This window comes from Shewanella sp. WXL01 (assembly GCF_012263345.1).
GTDB lineage: Bacteria > Pseudomonadota > Gammaproteobacteria > Enterobacterales > Shewanellaceae > Shewanella > Shewanella maritima.
Map to the genome: position 1 here is coordinate 42,276 of NZ_JAAIKQ010000010.1, position 18,497 is coordinate 60,772.

An 18,497-nucleotide genomic window follows, 5' to 3' on the forward strand; every position below is an offset into this window, starting at 1 on the left:
AAACTTGGGTATCCATCATTCGTCATGCTATGATTTTTTCTTGTTCTGACCATGAAATTTCAACGATGAATCTCTCTCAAATTGAAGCATTTTGCGCGGTTGTCGATACAGGCTCAGTTTCAGCTGCGGCAAGAAAACTTGAATGTAACCGAACCAAGTTGAGTATGGCTATCAAAGCATTAGAGAAAGATTTAGGCACAGCCTTATTTGTGCGAGCCGGTAACAATGTGGTGGTGTCTGAAGCGGGTAAAGCTATCTACAAAGATTGTGAGTACCTACTGATCACGTCAGGGCGTATTCGACAGATTTGTTCTCAGGTTAATGGTGAGTTTGCTAGCGAAATATGGATTGCTCATGATGATTCCCTTCCCGATGAGCTCTGGCAAGAACTAACACTCAAGCTAGATAAAACTTATCCTGCAACCTCATTTAATGTGGTTCTTGCATCTTCAGGAGATCTCGCAGACTTAGTTGAGCGTGGGCAGGTTGATTATGCATTTGGCGTTGATTTTGAAGCTATTGATGAGCCAAGCATGACTTATCAGCCTCTTGGAAAGATCAGAATGATGTCGGTATGTAGCAGTGATCATCAATTAGCGAAATTCCCACGTGTTTCTGATCAAATGCTTCGAGAGCAAATGCAAGTATTGCTTACTTATCTTAATGAGAAAGATAACCCCGAGTTACAGCCATTCTCACTTAAATATATTGGTTATTCGTCCTTCGAATTTATGCTGAAAACCATTTCTGGTGGAAGGGCTTGGGGGGTGCTACCTGAGCCACTTATCCGTCAACTGCTCCGAGAGCAATCTTTATATGTAATCAAACATACTTATGGTTTGACACAAAGTGATTATTGCATGTTTACGGTAGCGGGTATGCCGAAGCACCCTGCAATGGTATGGCTTGCTGATGAGCTAAGTGACTATATTTTTTCATTTTGAGCTTTCAAGATACCTAATCCCCGACAATATCTCACTTCCAATTATATCTACCGTCAGTCAGCGTCAAGAATATTGACACTTAGTTTGCTGTGTAAATTTTTGATATTTAGATCTTTTTTACTTTTTGTCGTTGTAGGTTAATCGCACGACCTTATGTATGGATTGCTGCTTTTGTAAGGGACTGGATAATTATCAACCAGTCCCAACGGCTTTCTCACATAAGGTTTATGTATGTCTTACTCATCAAATACAAGTGAATTCAGGTTACTTTCTGTTTCTGCAGTAGTTTCTTCCGGTTTTGCCGTTGGAGGTGTTGTATTTGGCATTATCGTTGGGTCTACCGTTATCATGTTTGATGGTGCTTATTCCTTAGTAGGCTTACTGTTAACTTTATTGTCACTAGCCGCAGCAAGCCAATTGAAAAAGCCAAGTAGTCAGCTTGCTAAGCATGGCCGTACAAAAGTTGAAGCAGTGGTTATTGTTATAAAAGCTTCAGTTTTATTGGGGCTGCTGTTGATATCTTTGTACTCTGCAGTGAGTGCAATGCTGGCAGGAGGAAGGCCGGTAAACGCTTCCGTGGCAGTTATATTCGGGGTGCTTAACCTAGTTGGTTGTTGCCTTGCCTGGTTATATTTATCTAGGCAGCATAAATCAAAAGGCTCAAAGCTCATTGGTGTTGAAATTGTGCAGTGGAAAATGGATGCCATTATCAGTTTTGGGGTATTAGTGGGGTTTACTCTGGCCTGGTCAATATCGTTAACACCTTGGGCTGAACTAAGCGTTTATGCTGATCCTCTGATGATGATTGTTATTTCAGTTAGTTTTATGAAGGTACCTGCTCTTATGTTATCAAATGCTTACGCTACACTTATTGCAAAAAAGGCAAAGCAATTAGAGGCTGTATGATTTACTTAAATTCCTTTTGAGTCGAACAGACGCAAAGTTGATAAGATGACTTTCAATTCGCAGGAACTGTTTTGCAAAGCACTTTCTTTAATCGAAATAAAATGCCAGCGAAAGCTGGCATTTTTTATGGGTGGTTGGTTGTATCGCCGCAATATCTACACCTAAGGCCCGCAGCAAGTTCATCCTTGAATGCTCAACGGTGGCAACCATGCCACTAATGGCCTAATGTGTAGATAATGCCAATTAGCACTAACATTTTGTTGTTTTCAGCCCTCTAAGCTGCTGCCAAATCTGATGATCTTTCCCTTGTGGTGATGCCACAAAATACCAACGTGTTTCTTCCTTGTCGCGACACTCAAATTTATGCGCCTCAAATAGCACTCTTTGTGGCTTGTTCGTCACGAAAGGTTCAACCCAATCGATATGGCCATGATAGCGATTGTCTGACTCGTTAACGGAGAAGCTAATTTTGACTGAGTCGGTACTAGCCTGCTTTTGACCAGATACTGCCTGATATAAACCGAGATAATATCGATGTAGCTCATCATGCATGCGCGTTTGTTCAAGTGCTTGTGGCTTTATCGCCCAAACAAAGGCATAGCTGAAAAAATCTTGTTTAGTGGCGTCATACATTCCTGGTGCAAACACCAGCTCTTCAACACCTTCAAGCTCGATATTTGGTGCAAAATCGAGTGGGAATGGGATAACTTCAGTGCGCCAGCCGTTTGGTACACTTTGATAGGCAGTTAAGGTGTTTGCAGCTGCCGGTGTACCTGCTAGAGATGCAACGCAAACTAGCGCGCTAATGATTGTAGCTAATAGCTGTTTCATCGTTTTTCCTCGATTGTTGTTTTTGCTATTGTTGTTTGAGCATAGAGGGTGTTGCAACTAGAACAGCTTACCATTGAATTTGTACCTCAGTACCGACTGACACAAGCGCCATGAATTCATCCATTTCAGCGTTGGTAAGGGCAATACAGCCATCAGTCCAGTCGAACTGTTGCATAATTGGTGCAAGCCAGCCTAAATAGTTGCGTTGTCCATGAACCATGATAAATCCACCGGGCGAAACACCTAAAGCTTTTGCATGGGCCTTATCGCTAGCGTTGGGGTAACTGACGTGCATTGAGCGGTAAAACGCTGAGTCTTCTTTTTTGTAATCTAGAATGTAACTTCCTTCAGGTGTGCGTTGATCGCCTTCTTTCTGCTTGTGACCCTTTGGTTGCCCACCAAGCGAGATGCTGTACTCACGTATGATTTGATTGTTTGAGACTAGTTGCATAATCCGATCGGACTTATTGACCTTAACTAAATCAACCTCTTGTAAGTCTTTGCTTGTAGATGTGGCTTGGACTTGGGTTGCAAATACCAAGCAATATATCAACGCAGTAATAAATCGGCTCATCCCTATTACCCGATGCCAATAAAAGTTAAGTCAGTAGGATTCAATAAAAGTCATTATTTTTCAATCGATAAACAAGTTTATATGATGAAATTGGATTGAATTTTTAAGTTGAAACAATGCTTTCTAGTTTTTCAACACAATTAGGCAGCATGCTGACTTTAGCTGCAACATCTTGATGAAGGTAACTTTGTTTTTATCAACTCGTTTGATATTGAGATGAAAATCGATACTTGTTAACTAGATCAAAAAACCAGTTTCAAAATAACACTAGAATCCTATCTATCGCTCATTTGGCCATTTTGCCAAATGACAAAATGTTTATATCGACACTTATACAAAGGCAGTTTCATGAATCAACAGGAGCAACTACGACTCGACTCTCGGGCCGCGATTTTAAAAGCGCTCGCTCATCCAACGCGGTTGTGGCTGCTAGAAAAGTTACAACAACAAGAGCATTGTGTGTGCGATTTAACTGATGGTGCAGATGCCGATATTTCAACGGTTTCAAAACACCTTTCGGTGCTTAAGCATGCCGGAATTGTTAGTAGCCGCCGTGAGGGTAAGCAAGTTTATTACCGTTTAGAAACGCCATGTTTAATGAAACTGTTTTCTTGTGTCGAGACTGTTATTGAAAAAAATGCGACAAAACATGCAGAGCTGTTGTCTTGCAAATAGCCACTCGCGAAGTACTTATGAAGACTTATTGAGGCATTAAAATGAAAATTGAAATTCTAGGCAGTGGATGTAAAAAATGTAGCAACTTGGCTACTGAGGTTGAGAGTGTAGCCACTGAGTTAGGCGTCACGTTTGAGCTGACTAAAGTGACTGATATGGCAGTTATTTTAGGTTATGAAGTGATGTCGACACCCGCAATAGTTATTGATGGCAAAGTGGTATGTTCAGGTGTTATCCCTTCTGCTGACGAAATTAAAACGCTAATCAATCAAACGGGCTAACTCCTCCCTTTACGTTACACCATTAACGCACTTTTCCCATGAATTAATCGACCTCAAGCCTTTCACTCATAAAGGCTCAAGGGACAGCTTTGTCTTATAAAAGGTGATACTAATGAATTTATCTCATCGTATAACGGCTTGGATATTGCCGGTGATAGTCGTAGTTTGTACGGCTGTGCCTGTTGTCGTGGCTAATGCAGACACCTTGCTTCATCCAGCTCCAACTCAAACTCCTAAACTTTTATTACAAGAAGATCAGGTGCTGAATGTGTATTACTTTCATGGCAATGCACGTTGTTATTCTTGCAAACGAATCGAAGAGTTAACCAACAAATCAATTAATTCAGGTTATTCATCACAGCTTAAACAGCAAAAAGTGATACTGAATATTGTCAACTTAGAGCAGGAAGGTAACGATCATTATATTGATGATTTTCAATTAATAACTCGCTCAGTAGTGGTGGCCATTGAGCAGCAGGGAGGTGTGGTTGCATATAGCCGCCTTGATCGCGTTTGGGATCTTATTAGTCAGCCTGAACAGTTTACTCAGTATATTTATCAAGAAATTGATCAGCTATCTGTAACGACCAATAGCGCTAAAATCCAAGCTCACAACATAGAGAAATCTACCCATGGCTGAGTGGTTTATCGTGCTAAGTAGCGCGTTGTGGTTTGGTGTGCTCACTTCCATATCACCTTGTCCGCTTGCAAGTAATATTGCTGCGGTGTCATTTTTAAGTAAGCAAGTCGATACCCCTGCACAGTCGATTTCAATGGGGTTATTTTATTGCGTTGGCAGAATGCTTAGCTACATGTTATTGGCAGCACTATTACTATATACGGCAACTTCTGCTCCAAGGTTGTCTAGCTTTCTTCAAACTCAAATGAACGTGATACTCGGACCTATCTTAATCGTGGTTGGAGGGTGCCTTTTGGGTTGGATAACTCTGCCAACAAGCAATTGGTCTATATCTCATAGCCTTCAAAAATCGCTAGCTGGTCAAGGTAAGCTGGGGGCTTTATCACTAGGTAGCCTTTTTGCCTTGTCGTTTTGTCCTACATCTGCAGCTTTGTTTTTTGCTTCATTGCTGCCATTAATCATTGCACAGCAGTCTAGCTTACTTATTCCAAGTATTTACGGCTTTGGTACGGCAATCCCTGTGTTGATGGTTGCACTGTTACTGCAGTTTGGAAGTTTCAAAATTGCCAGTTTTTACCAGAAAGTGACTCAAGTTGAAAAACTGGCTCGCATGGCATCAGGAGGTGTATTCCTGCTCGCTGGCGGCTTCTATTGCTGGCTTTATATTGTTCCTATGTTGTTGAGGTAGAGCAATGTTTGTATGGTTTTCTATTTTTGCTGATTGGTTGGTTTATGAGGTTTTAGGGCTATCCAATCAGACGCAGTTTGGTACCGCACTGCACTTTTTTGTTGAAGACACGACTAAAATTTTTGCGCTATTGATTGTCATGATTTATGCGATCGGTTGGCTGCGCGCGTCATTGAATGTTGAGCGAGTGAGGGGATACCTCGCGGGAAAACCTAAATTTGTTGGTTATACCCTCGGCTCTGGTTTTGGGGCTATTACGCCATTTTGCTCTTGTTCAAGTATTCCAGTGTTTCTGGGGTTTACTTCGGCAGGGATACCGATAGGCATTACTATGGCTTTTTTACTCACGTCGCCACTGATCAACGAAGTCGCCATACTACTTCTTTTTAGTTTACTAGGATGGGAAGTTACGCTCATTTATGTGGCGACAGGTATGGCAATCGGTATGATTGGTGGAGCAGTGCTGGATCTATTAAGAGCGGAGCGTTGGTTGCAACCTTTAGCGACTAAGGCTTATGGGATGGGACAAAAGCAAGCCGTGCAGCAAGCTCATCTAACCGATGCACCAGCATTGACTTGGTTGCAACGTCACCAGTTTGCAAAGTCCGAAACCTCGGAAATATTTTCTCGGGTATGGAAGTGGGTCATAGTTGGTGTTGGTCTAGGAGCTGCTTTGCATGGCTTTGTTCCAGCGGGGTGGCTTGAGTCACACTTAGGGGAAGGGCAGTGGTGGTCAGTGCCTGTTGCCACGTTAATGGGGATCCCACTTTACGCCAATGCTACAGGAGTGATCCCCGTAATGGAGAGCTTATTGCTTCAAGGCGTCCCTCTTGGCACTACTATGGCATTCTGCATGAGCACGGTAGCGGCAAGCTTCCCTGAATTCATCATGTTAAAACAAGTGATGCAATGGAAGTTGCTTGCTTTGTTGTTTAGCTTACTGCTGCTGTCATTTACAGTATTAGGATGGGTACTTAATTTACTTTAGTACCGTCAGGCATAGTATTAGTGCGGTTTGTCTGCGGCAAGCGGATGTCAGAGACGAAATACGTCACAGACATCGTTTGTCGCTTTTCTGTTTGTCTTGCTTGGCTACAAATTGCCATTTGGTTTGCGGCTTATATTCTTTAGACCTTGATTTCTACGCACTGCAATGAAAGTGATTGCCATGCTGCCAACAGCTGCGTTGGTTATGTTTGGCGGGTGATATCACCCGATTAACTATGATGATATCTTTACGATTATGCTGCTCTGCTAATTCAACTACTGTGTACTTTTTAGGAGTTAGCGTTACTGTCTTGGCCACTTTGTTGTTAACCGGCTTCTTCTTAACTGGCTTCACTGTAACGACTTTCGTGGTGACAACCTTGGTTTGCGCTGGCGCGGCCTTAACCACTTTAACGGTTTTGACAGTCTTAACCGCTTTGGTATTTTCTGCCTGGTTTTGGCTAGCACAGGCGCTTAAGGTTATGGTGGCCAGCAGGCAGACTACAGTTTTTAGCGGGATTGAATAAAGTGTATTGGCATATTGCATAACGGCATCCTTGGCGGCTAAAAGCTAAACACATATATGAGTTTATGCGTTTCAAGGTCAAACAGTGTGCGGTTTAAGTAAAGTAGTGCAAAGGTGTGGGCAGTGAAGATTCCAGTGCAGTACCGGCCTTGTTGCTTGATAATATTTCTAAGTTAGCTGTAATAAACCAACAAAATTAACCTATTAAATAACAATAGTTTAAAGGTTTACTCTGACCCAATTTGGTCTTTTAGGGATGTAAAAGCACCGCCGGTTGGTGGTGCTTTTTTGGTTTCTAGCTAGTTCAACTAAAAGTTAGTTGGCTTTTTCTACCATGCGCTGAATGACTTTCATGTGGGTGATGTCATCTGGCGCTTTGCCGTTGGCATTGATTTCATCGCTGCCGTGGCAGGCTAGGCATGAGCCGACGCGGCGGATGTTGTCCATTTCTTGTTTGTTGAATGGGCGCGCGCCTTCATGTGAGGTAGATTGCAGTTGCTTGCCATTTTCATCTACAAACCGCTCTAGCTCAAATGCTGGAGCTTGTCCCTCTGGGAAGTTACGCTCAATGTCGTATACACCACTGCCAAGACCGAGTACTTTCGGGTTGGTATGGCACTCTTCACAGGTGCGTGAGCGCTTGCTCATGGTATGTGGCTGAATCGGGTTGTGAGACAATCCACTGGTGCCGTCTTTGGTAGTGTAAGTCTTGTTATTCACTAACGCCTTTTCACCGTCAATCTGAGTTAAGAATACCTGACAGCCTGGTACAAAGGTGGATACCTTGCCGCGGCTGTTAATGCCCAGTGCTGGCATTTCCCAGCGCACGTATGAGCGTGACTCACTCCAGCTGTAGGCTTTTTTATTCAGGTTAGATTTTTTACCTTTTGCAGACTCATCGTTACTTGAGCCATCTAACCAGTCGCCATTTGGTTTGCCAACATTTTGGGTTGCGTGACAACCGTAACATTGTGGTGCCCACGCTGCGTGGCAGGTAGAGCATTCAAGTTTTTCCATGTGGCCGGCAATTTTTACCATCGCGACCTTACCTTCTTTAGAAAGGTTTGGATTAGCAAATAGCTGAGGTACGTCTAGCTGCTTACCTTCATTCTTAGTGGTAAGAATGACTTTAGTGCCCGTTCGTTTGACATTGTTGAGCGGATTATCGCGAGCGGTTTTTAGCGTTGCATCAGCTTTGGTGCTGCCGTGGCAAGATTCACAGCGGATCTCGACTGCTAGGTGCTTTTTGGTATACAGGTAACCATTGCCATGCATTTCGTCTTTGGTGTGACAATCGATACAGCTCATGCCCGCATCAAAGTGCAAATCAGCTTCTAAGAAGTTGTAGTGTTTGCCGTGTAACTTGCCTTGTTTACCACCAGTTTCTGTATAAGGTGTGCCGTAGCCATCTGACTCCATCATACCTTTGTAGCTGACACCTGTGCGTCCACCGCGGTTGTGACAATGCTGACATTGATCAACCGTTACCTTAGTGGTCATCTTGTGTTTTCTTGGGCGATCTTTTTGGGTTTTATCGATTGCTTTATCGCCACCTTCATAGGTAGCCGCATTGCTGTATTCTACGTGACAAGCTGCGCAGCCAGAGGCGCGGTAGTCGCCATCACGCTGGTGGCCATCACTCCACAAATGGCAACGTAAACATTGGTTTCTGAGGTAGTCATCACCTGGTGAGTTAGTGTCAGATTCTGGTTTGTTGGGATCGTAGCTCGGTAATTGCTTCAGGCTTGCTACCGTGCCTTCTCGGCCGGTTTTCAGCGCTTTAACATCGTATGTGGCGTAGATGGAGTCGCGAGTTTGCGAGCCGAAGTTGTAGCGAGTGCCTGAGATCATCCCTGACATGGTCGCGTGGATTGAGGTCTTAGCTTTTTCTACTTCGTCGGCGTGGCATGAGCCACAGGTTTCATCAACAACTCGTAAGTCAGTCGGGTTGGCCCACATGTTTGTGTGCGCCTTTTTTTGATCTGTGGCTTTGCCATTACCGTTATGGCAATCCACACAGGTTAAGTCTGCCATCATGTCGACATCAGAGAATTGTTCAATCCCCTCATGACAGCTCATACATCCTTTATCGTCGTCCCAGGCGGCTTGGCTGGCAAAACAGCTGAATCCAAGCATTGCTGGAATGGCATATTTGAATATCTTTTTCATACTCATCACCCTTAATAGCCTTATATTTTTATGGCTATTTAATAATGCGCCTTTGATAGTGGATGTAGAGCAGTTATTAAGCAGATTGTGATCTCAGTGTTGAATAAAAGTTGCACAGATGGAAGGCTGAAAATTACTGTGATTTTACTCTCAGTTTATTGGTTTAATGCAGCCTGAACCTCTAATGTAAAAATGATAATTGTTATCAAAATTAGTGATTTAGTTATGCTAGGAGGGAGGGGAGGTAGCAATAGGCGTCAGTAGATTAGTTCGGCTTAAATATATAAACAATTTGGCCTAAAACTTGGGAGGGATTGACGTGACCTATTTGCTCCATAGTGACACTCGCATCGTTTTCACCGCGACACCAAAGTTGGCCGTCGGCATCAATGTCGACCAGGGTCTTCACTATGTAACCAAAGCGGCGATGTTTGATTAGCAGCTTTTGTTGCGGTTTCAATTTGGCTTTGTTGAACCAGGTGCGCACCAAAGCAAAGCTGCCAGGAGGGATTGCCGGCAGCATGCTCTGTCCGTCTACTCGCCAGATTCGAAAGCCAAACACAATGCTAGCCTTTTAGGTCTGGGTAGATAACTTGCTCTGCTGGTGGGTATGGACACGTTGCTGTGAAGGTGTTGACCCCTTTAGTTTGCCAAAAGATATCCGCGAAGCGATTAACCTTGTTAAGCAGTTCAACTGTTGCGGCGCGGTCGATATGTTGCTTGGCGAATGAAGTGGCAAGCATAATCTCGTGAGTTAGCTGGTGGATCTCAGGAAAAGCCTCAAGTTGAGGCTTTTTGAAGTAGTCGCCCCAGATGACGCGTACTTCTTCTTTAACCTTCTTGCCTTCGGTTTCTTTCTCGTTAACTAAGCGCGCGAAAGTGGCATGCTGCTTGGCGGTAAGTGTTTCTGCAGCAGTTAATTCATCAAGTAGGTCAACCATTCTTATCATGCTTAACACCGCAATTTGCGCGGCGCTGGGATCATAGATTTTACAAGGTATATCACAGTGCGCTGATGCGCGGTTAAATGGCTTTTTTGCATCCAATTTAGCCAGTAGGTTATACATCATGGTATTACTCCTATTACTGCTCGTTTGAATGATTGTTTTTGCGATTGCGTGACTTGCTGTAGAGCAGTGCAGCAGCAATGATAACTGGTGCTAACCAGAGCAAATGAACTAACCCAGCGTATGGGCTTGAATGATCATGCCCTGGGTGAGCGCTAGCCAAAGTGGGTAACAAGGATAAAACGATTAATACAAAAACTCTCACTGGTGACTCCTTTTCCTTAGTGAATAACGTGCTTAGTTTGCTCAACAATTGTTTTTAGCGATGGGTAAAGCGCGATACAGCCCTCGCATATCGGGTATTTGGTGGCAAATGCTTGAATTGCGGGGATGGTTATCGACATACCACGCATTAACGTCAAACGGATTTGCTCAGAAGAATCAAGAGTCTCAATCAGTTGACGTAAATGCTCGTGGGGAGCAAGCAAAAAACGCAGAGCGTCGTCCTGTCGACCCCAAGCTTCATACAGTGAGGACAAGTTATGGCAGGTACATATCCATGCCATCATGATGTCGCCATTACCTAGTTGTGCGTCAAACTGAGCGGCGAGTAGGTCAAATGCTTCACTATATTGCTGCTCAGCTTGTTGCCATTGCTGGTTTTGAAAATACTCATTGCCTTGTATCAGCAACAATTGCCATTGGTAATCGTGACTTGTGTCTTTGTGAAAGCATCCTGAACATGACTGCGTCATAAAGACTCCTTAACAGTAATTAGCTTAGATTGCAGTTGCGAACTAAGCTCTAAGTTACTCAACCTAAACTCGGATTATTGAGCTTGCTCAAGATATTGTGCGATGCGCTCTTTATTCATCATTACGCCTGGTTCAATGGTGGTCCATTGCTGCTTCACATCATCAATGTTGACCGCATTATCAACCTGAATGACGCCAAGCATGCCCATGACAAAGTGCGGCGTACACTTATACAAATAAACACCTTCATTGTTGAAAGTTACGCTAAATGGTTGTCCCATTGGCCCGTTAAACGCTTCAGCACCCTGTGGAATAACCATTGATTCCACATTGTGGGTTGGATCTGCAGGGGTAAATTTTACCGTGTCGCCTTTGGCAATCTTCAGGTAGCCAGGCTCCATAATCATGGTTTGCCCAGAAGCATCAGCGGTGAGTAGTTTAACTTCGTGTTCAGCGGCAAAAGCGTTAGTTGAAAGGGCTAGGGCAAGTGCACCAGCAGTAAATAATTTAGACAACATGTTTAATATCCGTATTAGTTAAAGCTGTAACGATAATCATTATCATTCTCAATGTAAAGTTGTTTTACTCTCAACTCCCTCTAACGCTTTTGGTTTGGTGCAGCATTAAGTGCAAAGACTACATCTGAGTGCCGAGCTTAAAGCTAGCGAAGCGGTGTTTAGGTTTACTTCTATTTTTAGCGTGTTTTCACAAAATTATTTCATCCAGGCTTATCTCTATTTACAGGTGTAATGATAATGATTAACATTTGCAATCGCTGCTATGGGTGTCCTAAGCAGTAATTATGAGCCTGTAGCTTTGATTGACTATGGGCTTTGATTAGGACCTTTTACCAAAAGTGACTCAAATGGAACTTAATAAAATTACAATTAGCCTGGCGCTAGCGATGGGATTTGTTGCCAATGCTGCGGTGGCAGATGATGAACAAGTAAATGAAAACATCGAAAAAATCGTAGTGACAGGGCAAAAGATTGATCGCTCGCTTAAAGAAACACCTAACAGTGTATCTGTGCTCACTGCACAAGAGATGAATAAGCTAAACGTGCAGAATATGGCTGACGTTTACAATATGGTGCCAAACCTTTCTGGTGACTTTAATCAGGGTTTTACCATTCGTGGCATTACGTACGATAACGTTTCAGGTGGTGGTAATTCATATTTAACCAGTGTGTATCTTGACGGCGCACCACTGCCGTTTCGTGTTGTGCGCAGTGGTACCACATCCGTTTGGGATTTATCACAGGTAGAGGTGTTCCGTGGTCCGCAATCGACCTTGCAAGGTCGCAATGCGTTAGCTGGCGCAATTATGATGCGCACTCAAGACCCAACTTATGAGTACAGTGCGAAAGCCAAAGTTGGTTTTGGTGAGCATGGTCAGCGTGAATATGCGTTTGCTGGTGGCGGCGCGATTGTCGAGGATATGTTGGCATTTCGCGTTGCTGTGGAAGATACAGCATACGATGGCGATATTGACAATATTACCCGTAATGAAGGCTCTAACTATGCCGATAGCCAGACCCTTCGCGCTAAATTGCTGTTTGAACCGACTGACAATGTCGATGCGCTGTTAACTGCAAGTCGCGCTAAATCTGAGTTTGGCCCTCAGTGGGTGCTGTTTGATTACGGTCAAGATCCGTTTCAGCGCACGGTTTGGAACAACTCGCACATTTTTGAGAAAAACGACACTGATATTTATAACCTAGAGATCAGCTGGGATATAAACGATGAATGGACGTTTGACTCCATCACTACCTACAGCGATTCTGAGTACCGTTACAACTGGGATGGCGATATGACCCCAGTTCAAGTTGTTGCTGATAGCCAATATGTACGCAACGACAAAACGCTAAGTCAGGAGCTGCGCTTTACTTACCAAACTAGCGACATTCAGCTGGTTTCTGGTGCATATTTCTCAAAACTAGATGTGGATGATAAAGCCGCTGGTGAGCGCTTTTTATCGTTCGCCGACCTTGGTCTACCGCCGCTTGAAGTATTACTAACTGCGCCAGCAGAGCTAGGTGGTTTTGGTTTGCCAGCAGAATATGCCGCGATGATTGTGCCTATGTACCCAGACATCGACCCGGTGATGTTAGGCCTTGATTCCAGCATGGAGCAAAAAGTTGAAACGATGGCGCTTTTCGCAGATTTGAAGTGGAAGCTAACCGATCAGTTTGATCTGCTTGCTGGCCTACGTTACGACCGTGAAGATCAACAAAATGCCTCGTACGCCAACTACTCAATTCTAAATAACATGCCTGATCCTGCCAGTGTACCAGCACCACTTGATCAAATCGTTGCTGGTATTAATGGCACGCTTAATGGTATGGCAGCCAGCGCCTCTGGAGTTGAACCTCAAGCGTCGGCAGACTTTAGTGCTTGGTTGCCAAAACTGGGTTTGAGTTACCACTTTAGTGACGATGTCACTACCAGCTTTATCTATCAGCGTGGTTATCGCTCTGGCGGTGTGGGCACCAATATTGCGCAGCAGCAAGTGTTTACTTATGACCCTGAATACACAGATAATTTCGAGCTATCTTATCGCTCAGTGTGGCAAGGTGGCGACTTAATGCTTAACGCCAACTTGTTCTACACCAAGTGGCAAGATCAGCAAATCGCCATTCAATTGTCACAAGCATCGTTTGATACGCAAACGGTTAATGCAGGTGAGTCGAATATCAAAGGCTTTGAAACTGAGCTGTTTTACTATCCAACCAAGCAGCTGTCGATTATTGCAGGTGTGGGCTTAGCTAAGACAGAGTTCGACAAATTCGATTACGTAGTACAAAGAACGGGTGAAGTTAAGGATCTTGCTGGTCGTTCATTCGCTGATTCACCAGAATGGACAGCCAATATTGCAGCCAACTATGACTTTGATAATGGTATCAAAGTGGGCGTTAATGCCAATTACAAGGGCGAGAGCTATGCCTACCTTGATCCGGAAACATCATTGGATGCAGACAAATACGCCATTGATAGCGATCCTAAAAACGATGCCCGCGTACTAGTCAACGCTAACGCTTCATACACCTGGGACGACACCTACACTATTCGCGCAGATGTGAAGAACCTGTTTGATGTGGAATACATTTCAAACTACTTCTCTGAAGCTGATGATTTAGGTAAAGGCACCAGCTATGGTCAGCACCAGATTGGTCGTTCGCGCCAATTTAGCGTGACCTTAAGCGCGGCGTTTTAAGCAGCAAATTATAGAGGTGCCATTCGTGGCACCTTTTTTATTTAAATAATAACAACTCCTGAGCTAACCCCGACCTACCGACCCATAACAAGAGAGTCACAGCTATGTTGGCCACTAATACAAGAGTACTTATTGTTGAAGACGATCAAGAATTAAACGAGCAACTATCACAACTGTTAACCAATCAAGGTTATCAAGTCGAGCAAAGTTATGACGGCGAAGCGGGACTTCTTAAGGCCGTTAGCAAAGAGTTTCAGCTAATTTTGCTCGATGTGATGCTGCCAGTCATGGATGGACTAAGCATGCTCAAAGTGCTGAGAAAATCCTGCCAAACCCCTGTGGTGATGGTTACCGCTAAAGATGCCGAGCAAGAACGCATTGCTGGCTTTTGCCAGGGCGCAGATGATTACGTTGCCAAGCCATTTAATACCACCGAACTATTGTTGCGTATTGAAGCCATTTTAAGGCGCAGTCAAACCAACCAAGAGTCTAATCGTGACGAGCTTTGCTTCGGTGAGCTCAAACTAAATAGCAAGGCTCATCAGGTGACAGTTGCTGGACAAGCGCTGGAATTTACCCCAACCCAATTTAAATTACTGTGGGAGCTGCTGGCTAATCAAGGTGAAGTGCTCAGTAAAGCTTATTTGTACCAACGAGTGCTTAACCGCAGTATTAGCGCCTATGACCGCAGTATTGATATGCATTTGAGCCGAGTACGGCGCAAACTTAACGAGGTTGACGGCCCTGGCGATCGCCTGCAAACCAGTCATGGTAAAGGATACTGTTTTATATGAGCCATTTAAGTCGGCAGCTGTTTTGGAAGCTATGCTTGGTGATTGCCACCGGTGTGGTGGCCTTGTTTTATCTCATAGATCAAATCACCTCAGAAACGGAAGAGGGTATGAGCCTATTGGCTCAGGCTGACCGCGATACCATTACACAATGGGGGCAACATGCCGAGCAATTATATCTTGCGGGCGATATTGAGCAGCTTGAACAGTGGCTTGCCAAGATAAAGCAGCAAGAGAACACCTATGTAAGTGTGGTGGACTTTGAGGTAGAGCATATTGCCGGTGATGCCACGAGAGCCACTTATTACGATGGTTACAACATGGGGCGCAGCGTGGATTGGAAAATCCATCTCTATTTTGCCGAAAACCCAACCATGGAAGTGCCGTTTAAAGACAAACAGGCCAGCTTTTTAATCCAGTTACCTGAGCGTATGCGCCCTGGCGGTTATTGGCGCTATGTTGAGTTAACCCTGCAAGTGATTGTACCGACGATATTGCTGATCCTACTCACTATATTCTTGTATCGCTACATTATGAAACCGCTGGCGCAATTACAGAAGGCAACGCGAAACTTTAGCCGTGGACAACTGGATGTCAGTGCCCGCCAACTAATGGGGCAACGTCGTGATGAGTTTGGCGATCTTGCGACTGGCTTTGACCAAATGGCTGCGAGAATTAGCGAACAAATTATTAGTCAGCGCCAACTGATTGCAGATATGTCCCATGAACTACGTACGCCGCTAACGCGTTTAGATATTGCGCTAGAACAGCTTAAACAAGAATTTGTTTCTGAAAATAGCCAGCGAATAGAGCGAGAGTCACAACACATTCGCAAGTTAGTTGAAGATAGTTTGGCATTAGCCTGGCTTGAGAATGAGCGCCCAGAGCTGCAACAAGAATCAATGGAGCTGGTTGATCTGATTGATGTCATCACTACCGATGCACGCTATGAGTACCCTGACCGTGAGATCACTGCTGACCTGCCAGACTCAGTTGTGTTACACAACACCAGTCACCGCGCTGCGGGGCAAGCTATCGAGAACATTTTGCGTAATGCGCTGCGCTATACGCCTGTCGGTGGTGTGGTGCAGATAAAGCTTGTCTGCGACAAGCAACAAGCAGTGTTAGATATTCTTGACCAAGGCCCTGGTGTACCAGAAGAGTTATTGTCGGCAATATTTAAACCCTTCTTTCGGGTTGATAAGTCTCGCGAGCGTGCGGGCAATAGCTTTGGGTTAGGGCTGTCGCTAGCCCAAAGACAGCTCACAGCCATAGGCGCAAGCGTTGTAGCAACCAATCATTCCTATGGTGGTTTACAAATGCGCATGACCTTCCCGATTGCAAAAGGTTTATAAGTATTGGCTAAACTAAGTGTAAAATTTGTAAAACCGCTGTTACCTAGCTTTTAAATAACAATAATTCTCATTTGAGGATTATTTAAAGGAATATAGGTAACGCATGAACAGATCGGAATATTTAGCTTCTCCTACCAAACGCCTAGCACCACTGGCAGCGGCAGTGCTGTGCGCTCTTAGCGCGCAAAGCGCAGTTGCTCAAGAGGTTGCTGACAAGGAAGATAATCTCGATGATGTTGAGGTTATTGCGATTGTTGGTAAAACCACAAATACCGTTATTACTCCGCAAGAGCTTGAAAAGTATCAAGCCAATGACTTAGCCGATGTTTTCCGCCTAGTGCCATCAGTGTCTGTGGGTGGCTCGCTAGGTATTGCGCAAAAGGTCTACATTCGTGGCCTTGAAGATACCCTATTAAATGTCACTGTAGATGGCGCACCGCAAACCAGTACCTTATTCCACCACATGGGCCGTGTCTCGATTGATCCTGAACTACTGCGTGAAGTTGAAGTGCAAGCTGGTGCAGGTGAAGCGACTGCAGGTGCTGGCGCGGTAGGCGGTGCAATCCGCTTTAAAACCAAAGGTGTTGATGACTTACTGGACTCAAGTGAGAGCTTTGGTGGTCAACTAAAAGGTAACTACTTTAGCAATGACGGCTACAAAGGCAGTGCAACCCTTTATGGCCGCTTAGGTGACGATTGGGGCGTGCTTGGCTCTTACGTTTACTCAGACCGCAACAACATGAAAGATGGCAGCGGGGTTGAAATTAACGGCACTGGCGGTGAACAAAAACTGGGTTATTTCAAACTTGGTGGTGATATTACTGATTCACAATCGATTACTTTTAGCTACGAATCTCGCAAAGAGGAAGGTGAGTTTTCACAGCGCCCTAACTGGCCAGCGTTGGAAGGGGCAACCTTGTACCCGATTGAGCTTACCCGTGACACTTTTGTGGCTAACTACCTGTTTGAGCTTAACGATGCTGTCAATCTGGATTTAAGTGCGTATCACACCGAGGCTAAGGTGGTACAAGACGTCTATGACCGTTGGGGTAAGTATCAAGGTAAAGTCACTACCTACGGCTTTGACCTTCGCAACCAAAGTTACGTAAGCAATCACACTATTACTTACGGCGTTGAGTACCGTAAGGATGAAGTTCACTCAAAACCTCTGGTTGATGGCGGTGGCGACGGCGCTAAAGAAGAAGGCTCTGTCATGGCGTTTTATGCGCAAGACCACTGGCAAATCAATCGAGACTTACTGTTAAGTTTTGGTTTGCGTTACGACAAATATGACCTTGAGCAAATTACTTACGATGCTAAAACCGACAGCGATGGCTTTAGCCCTAACATTGGTGTGCAGTATCAAATTAGTGATAACTGGCGTTTTAACGCTGGCTACGCACAAGCAATGCGCGGTAAGGAGGTGGGCGATGCGTTCACTGTTGAGGCAGGTTACAGCTCGCTTGACCCCAACCTAAAAGCGGAAGAAGTGGATAACACTGAGGTCGCGATTACCTATGAAGATGATAGCTGGCAGGTCACTGCTACGGGTTATAAGAGCGACATTGATAACGTTATCCAGGATCAAATTGGTCAGGGCACTTACTACGAGAATGTTGGCACCTTAGAAACCAAAGGTTTTGAAGTGCGCGCCGTATATTGGTATGAAGATTTACGGGTAATGGCGAACTACAGTAACAATGATGCAGAAATTAACGGCCACACTGTTGAAGGTTATGAGCACATTGGTTTAGCCAATGCCCGTGGTGACACCTGGGGCTTGAACTTTAAGTACACGCTGACCGATGACATTGAGTTCGGTTGGAACTTCACCTATGTACATGACCTAAATAACATCGAAGTGCTGCACCGCGCGGTCGACATCGGTTGGATTGATCGTACCTATACCATAGATAAAGACGGGTACCAGGTGCATGACGTCTACGCTCAGTGGACGCCACTTAGCAACGACAGTCTCAAGGTTAATCTGGCGGTACAAAACCTGTTTGATGAAGACTACCGTGATCACTCAAGTGTCGGTGATTACAGCAGTATTCCTGATTGGGGGATTGTTGCCGGTCTAAAAGAAGCGGGTCGTGATATTCGCGCGTCAATCAGTTATCAGTTTTAAGTGCTGAGTTAGTAAGCGGTCAC

Annotated in this window: 20 protein-coding genes; 11 read left to right on the forward strand and 9 right to left on the reverse strand. The window is 44.6% G+C overall.

The features are described 5' to 3' along the window. Window positions 1–65 precede the first annotated feature (65 nt). Both G3R49_RS17110 and G3R49_RS17115 read left to right on the forward strand, forming a co-directional pair. The gene (locus G3R49_RS17110; RefSeq protein ID WP_167870472.1) at window positions 66–944 is read left to right on the forward strand and encodes a LysR family transcriptional regulator; all 879 of its coding nucleotides are present in this window, start codon (window positions 66–68) and stop codon (window positions 942–944) included. A gap of 231 nt (window positions 945–1,175) precedes the next feature. Then, entirely contained in the window at window positions 1,176–1,850 is a 675-nt protein-coding gene (locus G3R49_RS17115) for a cation transporter (protein WP_167870473.1), read from the forward strand. 249 nt (window positions 1,851–2,099) lie between these two features. Here G3R49_RS17115 and G3R49_RS17120 read toward each other — a convergent pair whose 3' ends face one another. After that, window positions 2,100–2,681 carry a hypothetical protein gene (locus G3R49_RS17120; RefSeq protein WP_167870474.1) on the reverse strand — a complete coding sequence of 194 codons (582 nt, stop codon included), beginning with the start codon at window positions 2,679–2,681 and terminating at the stop codon, window positions 2,100–2,102. Between the two features lie 67 nt (window positions 2,682–2,748). After that, window positions 2,749–3,255, reverse strand: coding sequence for a murein L,D-transpeptidase family protein (locus tag G3R49_RS17125; protein ID WP_167870475.1), 507 nt, complete (start codon window positions 3,253–3,255; stop codon window positions 2,749–2,751). 348 nt (window positions 3,256–3,603) lie between these two features. Here G3R49_RS17125 and G3R49_RS17130 point away from each other — a divergent pair, with 348 nt between their 5' ends. The 5 genes from G3R49_RS17130 to G3R49_RS17150 all read left to right on the forward strand — a co-directional run bounded on the left by G3R49_RS17130 (window position 3,604) and on the right by G3R49_RS17150 (window position 6,527). After that, complete coding sequence (locus G3R49_RS17130; protein ID WP_130600206.1) at window positions 3,604–3,930, forward strand: metalloregulator ArsR/SmtB family transcription factor; 327 nt, start codon at window positions 3,604–3,606, stop codon at window positions 3,928–3,930. A 41-nt stretch (window positions 3,931–3,971) separates the two neighbouring features. Continuing rightward, complete coding sequence (locus G3R49_RS17135; RefSeq protein WP_130600208.1) at window positions 3,972–4,211, forward strand: thioredoxin family protein; 240 nt, start codon at window positions 3,972–3,974, stop codon at window positions 4,209–4,211. A gap of 112 nt (window positions 4,212–4,323) precedes the next feature. Next, a complete protein-coding gene (locus tag G3R49_RS17140; protein ID WP_167870476.1) occupies window positions 4,324–4,851 on the forward strand; it encodes a nitrophenyl compound nitroreductase subunit ArsF family protein in 528 nt (175 codons plus the stop codon). Beyond that, on the forward strand, window positions 4,844–5,539 hold the full coding sequence (locus G3R49_RS17145; protein WP_167870477.1) for an aromatic aminobenezylarsenical efflux permease ArsG family transporter: 696 nt from the start codon (window positions 4,844–4,846) through the stop codon (window positions 5,537–5,539). Before G3R49_RS17140 ends, G3R49_RS17145 begins: the two co-directional genes overlap by 8 nt. A 4-nt stretch (window positions 5,540–5,543) precedes the next feature. Further along, window positions 5,544–6,527: a permease gene (locus G3R49_RS17150; protein WP_167870478.1), complete on the forward strand. Its 984-nt coding sequence runs from the start codon at window positions 5,544–5,546 to the stop codon at window positions 6,525–6,527. A 153-nt stretch (window positions 6,528–6,680) separates the two neighbouring features. Here the strand turns inward: G3R49_RS17150 and G3R49_RS17155 are convergent, their stop codons facing one another. The 7 genes from G3R49_RS17155 to G3R49_RS17185 form a co-directional block, all read right to left on the reverse strand. Then, window positions 6,681–7,073: a hypothetical protein gene (locus tag G3R49_RS17155; RefSeq protein ID WP_167870479.1), complete on the reverse strand. Its 393-nt coding sequence runs from the start codon at window positions 7,071–7,073 to the stop codon at window positions 6,681–6,683. Window positions 7,074–7,367: 294 nt separating this feature from the next. Next, window positions 7,368–9,221 (reverse strand): multiheme c-type cytochrome, encoded by a 1,854-nt coding sequence (locus tag G3R49_RS17160; protein ID WP_167870480.1) that lies wholly within the window; start codon window positions 9,219–9,221, stop codon window positions 7,368–7,370. A 265-nt stretch (window positions 9,222–9,486) separates the two neighbouring features. Further along, window positions 9,487–9,783, reverse strand: a complete 297-nt coding sequence (locus tag G3R49_RS17165) for a S24/S26 family peptidase (RefSeq protein WP_130600220.1) — start codon at window positions 9,781–9,783, stop codon at window positions 9,487–9,489. Between the two features lie 4 nt (window positions 9,784–9,787). Then, window positions 9,788–10,291, reverse strand: coding sequence for a superoxide dismutase, Ni (sodN, locus tag G3R49_RS17170; protein WP_167870481.1), 504 nt, complete (start codon window positions 10,289–10,291; stop codon window positions 9,788–9,790). A gap of 13 nt (window positions 10,292–10,304) precedes the next feature. Continuing rightward, window positions 10,305–10,493 (reverse strand): DUF6732 family protein, encoded by a 189-nt coding sequence (locus tag G3R49_RS17175; protein ID WP_167870482.1) that lies wholly within the window; start codon window positions 10,491–10,493, stop codon window positions 10,305–10,307. A 16-nt stretch (window positions 10,494–10,509) separates the two neighbouring features. Next, window positions 10,510–10,983 (reverse strand): hypothetical protein, encoded by a 474-nt coding sequence (locus tag G3R49_RS17180; protein WP_167870483.1) that lies wholly within the window; start codon window positions 10,981–10,983, stop codon window positions 10,510–10,512. A gap of 74 nt (window positions 10,984–11,057) precedes the next feature. Beyond that, window positions 11,058–11,501 carry a pseudoazurin gene (locus G3R49_RS17185; RefSeq protein WP_167870484.1) on the reverse strand — a complete coding sequence of 148 codons (444 nt, stop codon included), beginning with the start codon at window positions 11,499–11,501 and terminating at the stop codon, window positions 11,058–11,060. A 347-nt stretch (window positions 11,502–11,848) separates the two neighbouring features. On the opposite strand from G3R49_RS17185, the gene G3R49_RS17190 reads away from it, so the two are divergent. The 4 genes from G3R49_RS17190 to G3R49_RS17205 all read left to right on the forward strand — a co-directional run bounded on the left by G3R49_RS17190 (window position 11,849) and on the right by G3R49_RS17205 (window position 18,474). Continuing rightward, complete coding sequence (locus G3R49_RS17190) at window positions 11,849–14,197, forward strand: TonB-dependent receptor (RefSeq protein WP_167870485.1); 2,349 nt, start codon at window positions 11,849–11,851, stop codon at window positions 14,195–14,197. A 104-nt stretch (window positions 14,198–14,301) separates the two neighbouring features. Further along, window positions 14,302–14,991 (forward strand): response regulator transcription factor, encoded by a 690-nt coding sequence (locus tag G3R49_RS17195; RefSeq protein WP_167870486.1) that lies wholly within the window; start codon window positions 14,302–14,304, stop codon window positions 14,989–14,991. Next, entirely contained in the window at window positions 14,988–16,343 is a 1,356-nt protein-coding gene (locus tag G3R49_RS17200) for a sensor histidine kinase (protein ID WP_167870487.1), read from the forward strand. Before G3R49_RS17195 ends, G3R49_RS17200 begins: the two co-directional genes overlap by 4 nt. 103 nt (window positions 16,344–16,446) lie before the next feature. Next, window positions 16,447–18,474, forward strand: coding sequence for a TonB-dependent siderophore receptor (locus G3R49_RS17205; protein ID WP_167870488.1), 2,028 nt, complete (start codon window positions 16,447–16,449; stop codon window positions 18,472–18,474). The last annotated feature ends 23 nt before the right edge of the window (window positions 18,475–18,497 follow it).